At 68.0% G+C, this 13,099-nt stretch carries 6 protein-coding genes; 2 read left to right on the forward strand and 4 right to left on the reverse strand.

What is annotated here, in order from left to right; translation table 11 throughout:
• Positions 1 to 80 precede the first annotated feature (80 nt).
• From FHG89_RS19690 to FHG89_RS19700, 3 genes are read right to left on the reverse strand one after another with little or no spacing between them, the layout of a single operon-like run.
• A complete protein-coding gene (locus FHG89_RS19690; protein WP_139585860.1) occupies positions 81 to 1,355 on the reverse strand; it encodes a serine/threonine-protein kinase in 1,275 nt (424 codons plus the stop codon).
• 52 nt (positions 1,356 to 1,407) lie between these two features.
• Positions 1,408 to 3,591 (reverse strand): UvrD-helicase domain-containing protein, encoded by a 2,184-nt coding sequence (locus FHG89_RS19695; protein ID WP_139585861.1) that lies wholly within the window; start codon positions 3,589 to 3,591, stop codon positions 1,408 to 1,410.
• The gene (locus tag FHG89_RS19700) at positions 3,588 to 10,016 is read right to left on the reverse strand and encodes a DEAD/DEAH box helicase (RefSeq protein ID WP_139585862.1); all 6,429 of its coding nucleotides are present in this window, start codon (positions 10,014 to 10,016) and stop codon (positions 3,588 to 3,590) included. Before FHG89_RS19700 ends, FHG89_RS19695 begins: the two co-directional genes overlap by 4 nt.
• Positions 10,017 to 10,168: 152 nt before the next feature.
• Here FHG89_RS19700 and FHG89_RS19705 point away from each other — a divergent pair, with 152 nt between their 5' ends.
• Positions 10,169 to 11,614: a restriction system modified-DNA reader domain-containing protein gene (locus tag FHG89_RS19705; protein ID WP_139585863.1), complete on the forward strand. Its 1,446-nt coding sequence runs from the start codon at positions 10,169 to 10,171 to the stop codon at positions 11,612 to 11,614.
• 40 nt (positions 11,615 to 11,654) lie between these two features.
• Positions 11,655 to 12,626 (forward strand): hypothetical protein, encoded by a 972-nt coding sequence (locus tag FHG89_RS19710; protein WP_139585864.1) that lies wholly within the window; start codon positions 11,655 to 11,657, stop codon positions 12,624 to 12,626.
• A 4-nt stretch (positions 12,627 to 12,630) separates the two neighbouring features.
• On the opposite strand, the gene FHG89_RS19715 is transcribed toward FHG89_RS19710, so the two are convergent.
• Positions 12,631 to 12,954, reverse strand: a complete 324-nt coding sequence (locus tag FHG89_RS19715) for a hypothetical protein (protein WP_139585865.1) — start codon at positions 12,952 to 12,954, stop codon at positions 12,631 to 12,633.
• Positions 12,955 to 13,099 lie beyond the last annotated feature (145 nt).

The following is a 13,099-nucleotide window of genomic DNA, read 5'->3' on the forward strand; positions in this document are numbered from 1 at the left end:
GGAGGCTTGGATCGACCGTGAGCTGTCACGTTTGGCCGGAGGGTTTGCCGGGCCAGAGACAGAGACTGTTTCCACGTGAGTTAACGGATCGAAGACGGACCGATGTCGTCGGCAGATTCGCCCATTTCAAGCTGGCAGGCTATCGCCTGATGCCGGCACTCCTCGACAAGATCCTGCTCCTCGTCCGACTGATCGAGGTCTCGGGCCAGTGCCAGGAACGCGCGACGGGCCTGCCGGAAGTCACCTGCGAGCATCAAGAGGTTCGCGAGGTCCACTCGTAGCGCCACGATCTCGGTGGCCAGCCGCTCACCACCTTGCGGCACCATGCGGAGGGCCCGCTCCAACGTCTCGGCTGCCTGCAGGAAACGCTCGTTCTCGGCGAGTTCCCTTGCCTGCGCCCGCAACTGCACCAGGTTCTGCGGGGATCTCTGCGGCGGAACCGGCACGGGGGCGGTATGCGGCGCAGCGTTGGAGAAGGGGTTGTCCGTTCGGGCGGCCACCAGCCCCAGAGAGTCACCGCCGTCGAGGAAAGGCATCAGTAGCTGACGAACCTCGCGAGCCGATGCGGGCCTTTCCGCTGGGTCCTTGGCCAGCAGGCAGTAGATGAGGTGCGCCAGGTCATCGGGAACATCCGATCGATACTCAGTGATGATGGGAATGGGCGCATCGATATGACGGCGCATCATGTCCGGGGCGTTTGCCGCCTCATACGGAGGGTTCCCGCCAAGCATCTCGAAGAGGATGCAGCCCAAGGCGTACAGATCGGCAGCAGGCCCGACAGGGCCACCCTGGGCCTGCTCGGGTGCGATGTAGGCGGGAGTCCCGAGCGTCCGCCCGGTTGCGGTCAGGCGAGATGCTCCGGCCGGGCCGAGCAGCGCCGCCACACCGAAATCGAGCACCTTGACCACCCCCGACGGGGTGATCATGAGGTTCTGGGGCTTCAGGTCACGGTGCACGAGAGAGGCGGCGTGAGCGGCGGCCAGCACCGAACAGACCTGCGCGGCAATGGAAACCGCCTCGCCGACAGGCAGTCGTTCCTGCTCGGCGATGTGGTCGGCGAGGACGATCCCCGGCACGAGCTGCATGACGAGGAAGAGGTCTTCACCGTGCACGCCCAGGTCGTGCACGGCCGGCAAGCCAGGATGGTCGAGCCTGGCGGTTGCTCTCGCCTCCCGCCGGAAGCGCTTGCCTGCCGTCTCACGCTCGTCCTCCGGCACCTCCAACTGTCGGAGAAACTTGATCGCCACCGGCCGGTCGAGTCGCTCGTCGAAGCCGGCCCAGACCTGGCCCATTCCTCCGCGACCGACCGGATACGTCAACTCGTACCGGTCACCGACGCGATCCCCCGCCTGCACCTACAGCCTCCCCCCGCATCGCACGCCGACCCCGCCTGAGCAGGAGCGGCAATCAGGCTAGCTGTCGCTGTACGAGCCGCCCGGTCAGGAACGGACTGGGCGTGCCGTGCCAGAACACCGCAAGCTCGTCACGCGAACGGGTAGCCGCGACGAAAAGCAGCGACCGGTCGCGCTGGCGTTCACGCTGGTAGCGCTTCGGGTCAGCGTCCCGGTACCTGCTGATCATCTGCCGAGGCACCAGGCCGTCGCTGACCCCAGCGATGATCATGCGCTGGTACTCGAGGCCCTTGAATCGGTGCATCGTGCCGATGTGCACGCCGTCAGGCCGCTTCGGGCCATCCGGGCCGATCTCCACCACTTCCAGGCCGTCAGCCTCCAGTCGGCTGATGACGTCCGCCGCCAGGTCCTTGGTCGGTACGCAGATGGCAACCGAGCCGTCCGTCGGACTGCCCCAAGTGTGCAACTGCTCGACGATCAGGTCCCGCTCCTGTGCCCACGTCGTGGCACCGCGAAAGACCGGTCGGCCGCCGCGCAGCAGCGAGCGGTAGCCGGCCAGGTTCTCCTCACCGCCGTCGAGGTCGTCGTACACCTCCCCCGTCATGATCTGCAGGGCGTCGGCGAGGATCTGACGGGTCGTTCGATAGCTCAGGGTGAGCCTGGACGACCGACCGCGAATGTTGACGCCGAGGCTGCTCAACGTGACGTGGTTGTCGTAGATGCGCTGGTGGGTGTCGCCGGTGAGGAACATGTCGTCGGGGCCTGGGGCGACCATGGCACGCAGCATCTTCCAGTGGGCGGCGCTGAGGTCCTGCGCCTCGTCGACCACCACGTGGCGGTAGCGCGGCCGGTAGAACCCGCCGGACGACTCGCCGGCGACGCCGTTGTTCTGGGCCGTGCGGTCCATCTCGAGGCGGGCAGCCCGTTGTGCCACCTGGCGCCAGGTCCAGACGCCTCGGTTCTCCAGCCAGGTGGTGAACCGCTCGGTCAACTGCCAGATCTGGTCCCGCTCGATCCGGGAGAGGCTGCGACCGCGGTTGGGACGGCGGGCCTTGAAGTAGTCCGTCCGCGAGTTGAGCACCTGGCCGAGGATCACCTGGGTCCACTCAGCGGCGAGGAACTCCGCCTCCCAGGCGGTCTCGCCGGTCTCGATGAGGAACTCTTCCCACAGCTCAAGGACTCGATTGTCGTCCACCACGCGGCGGCTTCCGCCCGCTTTGGCTTCTGCCACCACCCGGCTGGCCAACCGGTCGATGTTGACGATGTCGACACGCGACACCAGCTCCTGCCCACCCAACGCCATGAGCCGGGTCCGCAGGTCGGCAGCCAGGTTCCGGTTGAAGGTGGTGAGCAGGATCGGCTTGTCCGCTCCGTCTGGCAACTGCCGGGCGAGATGCGCCACGCGGTGCAGGGCGACGATCGTCTTGCCGGTGCCCGGGCCACCACCAACCCGCGCCGGGCCGTTGTAGCGGCGCTCGACCAGCTTGCGCTGAGTGGGGTGCAGGAAGATCTGCCACCGCTCGAAGGCCTCGCCGAGCATCGCCTGCAATGCCTCGTCGTCGGTGGTCACCTGCGTGGCGGGGCGTTCCACTGCCGCCTCGAAGTCCTCGGGGTCGACCGGCTCGTCGGCGCGGACCGGGTCCGTGACCTGTTGCAGCACGTCGTCGTAAGGGGTGCCGTCGAAGAGCGCGAAGAGCACGTCGGTGGTGAGCTGCGGCGCCCTGTCGAGCAGTTCCAGCAGCTCGGCCTCGGTGGTCAGTTCCCGGATCTGTGGTAGCAGCGGCTCGGATACGCCGAGATCCAGCAGCTGCGCGTCCGTGTAGGTGTCGAAGAGCGGTTTCTGCGCGGGCTCCGGTTCCACGTCCGGCGGCACCACCCGACCGATGATGCTGTCACCAACGGGCGCCATGTCGATGACCTCGATGCCGCCGGTGATCCGGTTGATGCGGTACGCGTACCGGGAGATGTCGTCGTACACCTCACCGCGGTGCTTGACCGCGACGAGCAGGTAGTCGCGCTCGGAGATGTGCAACAGCAGCGCGCGGTAGTCCTTGTTGACCCGGGCGGACATCAGCCGGGAGTCGCTGTTGAGCGCCTTCAGGTTGAGCCCCGGGTTCTCCGGGTTGTGCCGGAACTTGTGCATGAACTCGTAGACCGCTCCGATGTCGGCGCGGGTGAGCTTCATGACCTCCTTGTCGGCCCGGTCCAGCATCCGCAGGGTTGTTGCTCCGGTGCTCATCGACTTTCTCCCCCGCTCGTCGCCTTGATCTCTGCGGCCAACTCGTCAACCGACCACTCCCGAGCGGTGCGGGCATGCCAGCCCGCTTCCGCGTACGCCCGGTCGCGATCTTCCGTCTCCGGGTCGTCGGACGGACCGGTGAGCACGATCGCGATCCGCCGGTCGGGCCAGGCCAACTCAGCCTGCCAACCCTGGTCGCCCAGCTCGTAGCCGACGACCGGTGCGGGCAGATCCTGCCGCGCGAGCTGCTGGACCAGCTGATCCAGAGTGTTCTCGGCCGGGTCCAGGTAACGCAGGACTTCCCGCCACGGCGACTCCGTGTCGAGCGTTTCGGGCTCGGCGGCCGCCGGCTGCGCCGCAACGCCAAGCCACGTTGCCGTCTCCTCGTCAAGCGGCAACGCGCGTTGAGCGAGCACGAGCCCGGTGCCCTCAGTGACCGCCATCGAGGCCGGCTCGAAGGCATCAAGTGTGGACACGGCGAGCTGACCTGCATCGCCGCCACCATTGCCAAGGAACTGGATGACGTTGCCCCAGGCAAGCCACGCGGCCCAGCGGTCCTTGTGGCCCTCATCTGCGACCGCGGCAGGCAGATCGTCGATGACGGCGAGAGCTGACATCGTCGGCATCGGTTTGCTGCGCGCGTCGAGGACGATCGTCACCGGGCAGCCCGCGTTGTCCTGAGATCGGGCGACCATGATGTGCCGCGCGGTCGACGGCGGCAGAGATCTTCCACGCAGAGCAGCGGTCAACCGTTCCGCGACGCCTGCAGAGTCGGTGGTGCTGTTGTCCCGGGCCTGCTTGAGCATGCCCCACAGAGCGGCCTCCGCCCGCCGCTGCCAACGGTCAAGATCAGGATCGGCGAGGAAGCGCATGAGCTGTTCGATCGGATTGACCCAGATCGTCTCCTCAAGCTCTGCGGGATCCGCGCCAGGAAGCAGGCCACGGAACTTCTCCCGGGCGGTCTGCTTGCTCAGTCCGCCGTACGGAATCCACCGCCCCTGCCCCTCCGCGCTCCCCCAGGTCTTGACGTCGTCCCAGGTGGCCGCGAAGACCAAATAGCCGTGGGCGCGGAGTCGGGCCCGCTTCTCGGCGTCGTCCGCGAGCCGGTTGTACTGAGATGAGGCGTGGTACTTGAACCCATCCAGATAGACCGCCACCTCTGGCGACGGAGCATCGAGGCGCTTGAAGTGGACGTCGGGGCGGGTGCCTCGAACGGTGTTCTGCAGTTTCATCTGCCAGTGGGTGACGCTCTGGCCGTTGTCGCGGACGAACCGAAGGTCAGCGATGCGGGCGCCGTCATGATCGGTGCGCGGTTCGATCCGCAGGCCCGAGGTGGGTGTCTCGCCAAGCGCCAGCAACTTGGTGAGGAAACGCATCTCCAACTCGCTCTCGACCTGATGGATCAGCGAGATCTCGTCCGTGCGGGTGCCCTCCTGGACATCCCAGTTGTCGAGGAGTTTGTGCAGCATCCCCAACGCCTCGTCACGGCTCATCAGGGCGAAGTGCTCGTTACGCGCATGCCGCAGAAGACAACGGTGGCACGCCGCCCTGCCTTCGTTTCGGCAGACGCAGTCGGCAATTCGCTGCCGCGCGAGCTCCAGGACCGCCCGGAACTCCTCCGGTTTGGCGAGGCGGTGTAGATAACCGGTGCCTTGCGGCTGGGTGTCGTAGACGACCACGAAGTTGCGTGTTCCGTCGCTCTGCCCATCCGGCATGGTGGCCGGCACAGCCTGAAGGTGGGCGGGGTCCCCGCCGTACTGCGCGGCGATCCCGAGACGGATAGCGGCGGCGAACGACGCGATGCGCTCCTGCACCACAGCCGTCGCGGCCGGGATCAGGATGCGCAGCGCCTCGGTTTCCAGCTCGTGGGCGAGGATCAGATCGACGTGGGCGTCCGCAGCGGCAGGCGAGCGCCGGTACGGGCACCAGGGCCGGTGGTGCTCGGCGCCCTTCAGGACGGTCGACCCGGACGTCTCCGCAGCGAGTTGTTGGCTTACCGCCGGGGCACCATCGACCGTGGTCCCGCCGCATGCGGTGCAGGTGTGGAACCGATTGATCCGCACCTCTTCGCCTGCGAAGAGTTCAGCTGCCCGGTCGTAGCGCTGCGCTCCAAGGTTGAAGTTCCGGATCATCGCGTGCCGGCTGTAGTCGACACCGAACGTGTCGTGAGCGTGCCGCCAGGAAGAATCGACCTTCGCCGGGTCGACGTCGACGGCGATGGTGGTCGCGTAGAAGCGCCGGTCACGGTCGTCGCTGTCGTCGCGGATTCGGGCGTCGTCGCGCTTGTCGCGGCTGAGCACCCGGGTCGGTTGGAGGACCTGGAACAGTCGCCCGTGATCGGCGATGCCCGGGTCCAGACAACGCGGGCAGGCGCTGGTGTCCTCCTTGGCGAGGTGGGTGCGGGCGTAGCCACACTGGGCGCAGATCCGCCACTGCTCATACGCCGGCCGGTCCGTCGGACCGACGTCGAGCCCCGAGATCTCGTGCTTGTAACCCCGCACGTAGTAACTGTTGCCGGGAGCGATCTCGACCAGCGCCTGCCGGGCGGGGCGGGCGTACTCGCGCAGTTCGCTGTGAAAACGGCGATCGCCGTCGACCTTGTCCTCCCAGGTCAGGGTGGCTTCGAGGTCGGTCCGGCTGTCGATGAGCGCGTAGTTCGGCAGTAGACCGAACTCGACCATCGTGCCGTGCGCGGCAGCCGCGCTGACCTCCCGCAATCGGCGACGGACCGCACCCTCCTCCGCCTTCAACATCTTGATTTCGCGGGCGTGGTCCGGGTCGCTGGGCACCAGCGTGCCCCGGGCGGCGGCGAGTTCCTGCATCCGGCGCCGCAGGTCGGCCAGTCGGGAGTCCCAGACCTCGTCGGCTTCCTTGACCCGGTGGACGATGCCATCGGCCGCGAACTCCCGCAGTTGATCTGCGGCAGCGCGAAGGACCTTGTCCCCGAACAAACTCAGGAAGCCCTCCACCAGCCGTCCGCTGTCGCGGCGACCAGCCTCAGCGAGGCCGGTCAGCCAGCCGGTCGGCCCGAACAGCACGTGTGCCCGCCGTGGCATCGGCAGCACCCCGGCGAGGCGGCCACGGGCGGCCAGGTCGATCAGGTGCGCGAGGTACTGGCGGCGCAGGATCTCCACGGCGGAGAGGAAACAGCCGGGCGGGACGATCTGGCCGGCGATCATGTCGCGGGGATCGGTGAGGTAGTAGCGATCCCGCTCGGATCGCCCGACCAGGGTCAGCACGAGCGCGTTGCCGCTCTTGCGGCCGGCGCGGCCCGCCCGCTGGACGTAGTTGGCCGGACCGTGCGGGAGGGACGCCAGCACCACGGCGGAGAGGGCTCCGATGTCGATGCCCATTTCGAGGGTGGGCGTGCAGGAGAGCACGTTGGGGTCGGTGTAGCGCTCGCCGTCGCGGAACTGCTTCTCCACCGTCTCCCGTTGGGCGCGGGTCAGCATGCCGGTGTGTTCACCGGTGACGACCCGGAACACCGGGCTGTCCAGGTAGAGCCGGCGGTAGTAGTCGTCGGCGGCGCTGTCGTCGTGAGCCCCCTGGAGCTGGCCCCTACACCGGTACTGCCGGCACGGCTGGCCGATCCAGTCGGCCACCCGGTCGGGGTGCTCGGTCTGCTGCCAGTGGCAGGTGTCGCAGCCGACTCCGGCAGTCACGGCGGACGCGTCGTCGAGTCGGGTCACCCGCAGGTGGCCGGGCATCAGCCCGTACACCTTGTTGCCGTCCTCGGTGTCGCCAACGGCGACCACGCCTTCTGCGGCGAGGGCCGGCAGCAGTTGGCTGAGGAACCCGGCAGCGTCACCGGAGTCGAGGCCAAGGCAGCGCGACGTCCAGTCCTGGTACCAGTTGCCGCGCGCGGTGATCACGTCGAATTCCGAGCGGGACTTCGGCGTCGCGAGCAGGAACGCGGGCGCGGACAGGCCCTTCGGGAACGCGGGCATCCCGGCGGGCCGGCCGCCCCAGATCTGCCACCGGGTGCCGCCGCGCTTGAGGTACGGCGCCAGCCACTCGTGGAACACCGCGCCCCGGGTCCGTAGCCGTTCCAGCAGACCGCGGAGGAAGGCGAGGTAGCGGGCGTCGTCCGGCGCCATTCCGGCCAGGTGACCGGGGCCGGTGAGGTGAACGTCCCGGCAGATCGCGGCGGCTCGCGCCGGATCGTCCAGGGCCACCTCGACAGCCACGCTACGAGTCAACTCCAGGGTGCGGCCCTGGCGCGAACGCAAGCCGGTCTCCATCACGGTGGCGAAGACGAGCCGTTCGCTGATCAGCTCCCAAGTCTCCCGGCTACCGTTGTGCTCGCCAGCGAGCAAGCTGTCGACTCCGGGCTGATCGTGCAGGTCCGGCGGCACGACGGTGGAGAGGATCTCCGGCTTCGCCGCCTCCTCGATCATCCTGACGAAGAGGTCGTCGAGCCCGATCGACTCCCCGGCGTTCAGCCGGCCGGCGAGCAGGGACCGCAGCGAGAACGAGTAGGACCGGTTGGCGACGAAACCGGCCCTGTGCGCGGCGTCCTGCACCGAGTCGTTGAAGAGCAGCGTCTTCTTCTCGGCCTCGTCCAACTCCCCGCCGGTGAAGAGTTGCGTGATCGCCACCGAGGCGAGGGTGGCCAGGCCGGCGCCGAGGAAGCGGATGCCGTGGTCCAGTTCGCAGGACGGGCAGCGGTCCTTCTCTGCGCCGTCGATGTCGAGAACGTCGCCGAGCACGACGATCGCGTCGTCTGTGGGCTTGCGGTCGCGCTGCTCGTCGAAGGGGCGCACCCGACGGCCGTACTCCAGGACCAGCAGGCCTCGGGAGCGCTGGCGTACCTCGTCGTCGGTCGCGGCGATCAGCGCGCGGACCCGGCGCTTGTCCCGACCGACGCTGGCGCGGTAGATCTTGTCGGGGTCGGTTTCCAGCTCCTGTGGATCCTTCTCGGGCGACAGCGCCATCCAGCCGGATCGACCGCAGTGCCGGCAGTAGATGGCCGGTAACCGTGGGTAACGATTGTCGGCCACGACCGCGTCGGTATCGGTGGCGTACGGGTCCAGCTCGCGCGGCGCTTCGCCGTACCAACCGAAGGCAGCCTCGTGGGAGGTGCCGCGAAGCAGGCGGGAGACGGCGCGTACCCAAAGGTGGGTTTCGATGTTGAGCAGCGGGCGGCCGGGAACAGCCGGGTTCTGCGCGATGGAGAGCAGGCCGACGAACCGGGCGAGAGCCTTCGCCGTGATCTCCGGCGGGGTCTTCATCACGCTGCCCCAGCCGGTGGCGTTCTTGCGGGGCAGCACGTCGATGATCTCGTCGAGCGTGCATGGCCGCGCCTGGAGCGAGTCGAGCACCGCCTTCGTCAACGGATGCTGGCGGAGCAGCTCGCCGAGTCGGGTCGGGGCGTCGAGGCAGCGCTCACCGACGACCAGCTCGGCGACCTCGGCCATCATCAACTCGGGGTCGCGGTCGTCGACGGCGGCGAGCTGCTCCGGGCTAGGTAGCGGCAGGCTGAAGTCCTGGCGGGCGACGAACTCGCCGGCCCCGTACCGGTCCTCCCCCGCCAGCGACCCGGCGTCGAAGGCAACGCCGAAGACCTGCTCGGCGACCTCGCGGATCGCGGTACAACCGTCCCGGCCGCCGCCCTCACCGAGCGTCGCGGAGGTGGCGACGGGGCAAATCGGGCCGAGCGGCCTCTCCGGCTCGTCGAGGTCGAGCGCGGCGGCGAGCCGGCGCAGCAGCATCGCCACGTCGGTGCCCTGCGCGCCGTCGTAGGTGTGGAACTCGTCCAGCACCACGTACGCCGGCTCGGCGCCCTCCCAGAGCGGCAGGTCGTCGGCGCGCTGGAGCAGGAGGTCAAGCATCTTGTAGTTGGTGATAAGGATGTCCGGCGGCGTGCGGCGCATCTCCGACCGCTTGGTGAACACGTGCGGGTACTCGATGGCCGCGACGTCCCCGATGTAGAGGCCGGCGGTGACCTGGCTGAGCGCCGGGTCGGAAAGCAGCTCATTGATGCGCTGCGTCTGGTCCGTCGCGAGGGCGTTCATCGGGTAGAGCAGGATCGCCTTGACACCGGCTTTGCCCTGCTGCTTCTGTCGCCGGCAGTGGTCGAGCACCGGGATCAGGAACGACTCCGTCTTACCCGAGCCGGTGCCGGTGGTGATCAGGGTCGGCTCGGCCGCCTTGCCCTTCGTCGACAACCGGGCGAACGCGTTCGCCTGGTGCAGGTACGGGGTAAAACCGGCCGGCGCCCAGTCGAGGTGCGCCCGCCAGTCGCCCTCTGCCGGGCGGAAGGGGGTGCGGATCCGCAGGTACGGGCCACGGAAGATGCCCTGCTCCGGGTGGGAGAGGAAGCCCTCCAGGCCCTGGCGTACGCCGTCCTCGGTCAGGCCGAAGGTGGTGGTCAGGTACTGGGTGAGGGTCCGACGCAGTGTGTCGGCGGCGATGGTCGGCCTCATGAGCGGATCACCGCCGCATGCTACTTCACCCCTTACCGGGGTTGACCTGCCCAACAGCCCGCTGGCGGGGTGAGTCGGATTCGCGACACCCGCGTCTGTCGATCAACATCTACGCTGCGACGACCTGAATCCGACGGACGGGCAGATACTCCGTGACCGAGACCAACGGAATGCACGCAGTCGAAGTAGCGACGTCGAACGGCACTTCCCAGCCCCGCCGCAAGCACCTCCTCAACGGCCGCCGGGTTCGAATCTCCGACCTGATCGACGCCGGACGGCTCAAACCAGGCGAGGAGCTCTTCTTCTACCAGCGCATTGGCGAGGCCCCACACCAGGCTGTGGTGACTGACCGTGGCAGGCTCCGGCTGCCTGACGGCCGGGAATTCAGCACTCCCTCCCGGGCGGGTGCCACGGTGGCGAAACGGAGAGCCGTGGCGGGATGGTCGGCCTGGCAGGTGGGACGGAATGGTCCGACCCTGCATCGACTTCGGCTGGAACTGCTTCAGGACGTCGCCAAGGAAGTCAGCACGGACCGGGAGACGTCTGAGGATGAGGCGGAGGCAGTCCGCCACCGCTTCGCCACGCTGGAGGGTGCCCGGGCCGCAGCCGAAGCCGGGCAGCCCCGATCGTTCACCGTTCGAGAGTTCATCGGGTTGTGGGGCTTGGAGGACCGGGACCGAATGGCGACCGCGCAGGTCGAAGCGGACCTGGCGAATCATGGCCTGACCACCAGCCCGGACTTCCGAGCCGTCAGCCTGGACCGGATCATCCGGGTCGTCACGCCGCCGGAGCAGGAGGAGAGTGAAGACGCGAACGACGGAGCCGGCGACACCGTCGAGGCCAACGCCGATGAATTGAGCGAAGAGAGCGTCGACATCGGGTTGACGCTGGAAAACCTCTTCCCGCACCGGATGTCGCTGGTCTCGGTGGCGCCCTCGGCTACCTTCGAAGAGGCGATCACCGCCATGCAGATCAACGATTATTCGCAGGTCGCGGTCCTTGCCAACTCTCACCAGCTCCACGGCTCGGTCTCCTGGGAGTCGATTGCCGCCGCGAAGCACCGGAACCCGGGTGCCAGCTTCAGTGATGCCATCGACCGCCGGGCCCGCGATCGGGTGTTCGACTACGACACCCGACTGCTGGACGTACTGGGCACGTTGCAGCAGCACGGCTTCATCTTCGTCCGCGACGACCAACGGAAGATCAGCGGGATCGTCACGGCCGCCGACGTGGTGCGCAAGTACGACGAGACGGCCACACCGTTCTTCCTCATTGGCGAGATCGACCAGGAGCTTCGACACCTGATCGTGAACACCTTCGACGAGGAAACCGTCCGGCAGGCCTGCGTAGCAGCCCGGCTCACCTTCAAGTCGATGGACTCGATGTCAATCGGCCAGTACCAGGCCGTGCTGAACAACGCCGCGTGCTGGGGGCAGCTCGGGTGGCCTCTGGACCGCGCCTTGTTCATCGCGCGTCTGGACGAGCTGCGCCAGGTGCGCAACAACGTCATGCACTTCAACCCGGACCCAGTCAGGCCCACGGAGGTGGCGAAGCTTCGCAACTTCCTCAGTCTGATTCGCCTCTACATCGGCTCATGATCCTGCCGCCCGGCGGCCCCACCGCAGAGAGGCTCACGGCGTGGCGACGCTGACCAGTGAGGTGAAAGACGCCAAGAGCCCGGTGGCTCGCTGGCTGCGGTCGACGTTCCCGCACCATCAGGGCGTGCAGGCCGACTACCGGGAGGCTGCCGGTCCGGCCCGGGTGCTGCCGTCGCCGGGGGTTGCGCACGGGACGCAGGGCGCCGCTATCGACTGGTGGTTGCGGTTTCTGATCGACCCAGCGCCGTCGGTGAGGCTCGCGGTGGCGGGGCTGCGCTCAGGGCGAGCACCGTGCGGACGGGCTGGCCTGGAACTGCTGCGAGATCTGGGCGCGGTCGACAACAGCGGCAATCACCTCGGGTCAATCCGCCCGACTCGGTTCGGTGATCGGCCCGACGAGTGGTGGGCGCGAGTCTCGTACGCGCTGGCGCTGCTGGCAGAGCTGTACCGGGCGCGGAACGTTGACGGCTCCCGTTTGATGCGACTCAGTCCAGACAGCAGCGCCACGGACCTGCTCGCGCTGGCCGACGCGGACGAGGTCGCCGACCTGATTGCAATGCGAGATGTCGCGGCCGAGTGTCTGCTGCCGGCACTGCCTGCCGGGCCGGTCGCAACCGGCTCAACGTTCGACGGCAGCGCGGACGTCCAAGCCGACGCGGATCTGATAGTCGGCGGGATACTTGTGGACTTCAAAGCGGGGCAGGGTTCCAGGCCGCGGGCGGACGGCAGTCGAGCGGCGGTGCTGCGTCGGGAGGATCTGGACCAGCTCCTGGGGTACGTGCTGCTGGACTACTCCGATGCCTTCGCCCTGCACTCGGTTGCCATCTATGCGGTTCGTTACGGGCACTACGCGGCCTGGCCGCTGGCTGATCTGTGCGCTGAACTCGCCGGCCATCCAGTCCACCTAGAAGCGCTGCGGCAGGAGTTCACCCAGGTGGTGCAGGTCGAGCTGCCTGGATACCGCAGGGCGTCGATCCTTGAGCGCTTCCAGCGACGGCCGGCAGGCGATTAGCTGTTCACCAGTCGCGGGCCCAATCCGGCGGCGGTACGACGGCGAGCTGCGGCTCACCGCTGATCGGTTCGAGAGCGTGCACCACGCGCAGGTGCCCGTCGGACGCAGCGTCCTCGTCGGTGAGGACCCGGCCACTGCTGCCGTCGGTGCTGACCAGGACCCAGCGGTCGGGGTAGCTGCCACCGTCGTCGACCAGCGCCCGCACCCCGAAGGTCCGGGCCAGGGCGACGGCCAACTCACGCTCCCCCTGACCGGTGGCGTCGGCCAGCGCGGCGTCACCGGCCAGGACCCAGCCGAATCCCTCGTCTTCGTCCGGCGGATTGAGCATGGCGACTGGCCGAAGGGCGGGTCTGCTGCACCGATAGGTGACATCTGAGTTGGCTTGCCCTGGTGGCGGGCTGGAAGGATGTTGCTGTGCCCAAGCCCTACCCCCGTGAGTTCCGCGATGACGTTGTGCGGGTGGCCCGTGATCG

It is taken from the genome of Micromonospora orduensis, from assembly GCF_006228125.1.
GTDB lineage: Bacteria > Actinomycetota > Actinomycetes > Mycobacteriales > Micromonosporaceae > Micromonospora > Micromonospora orduensis.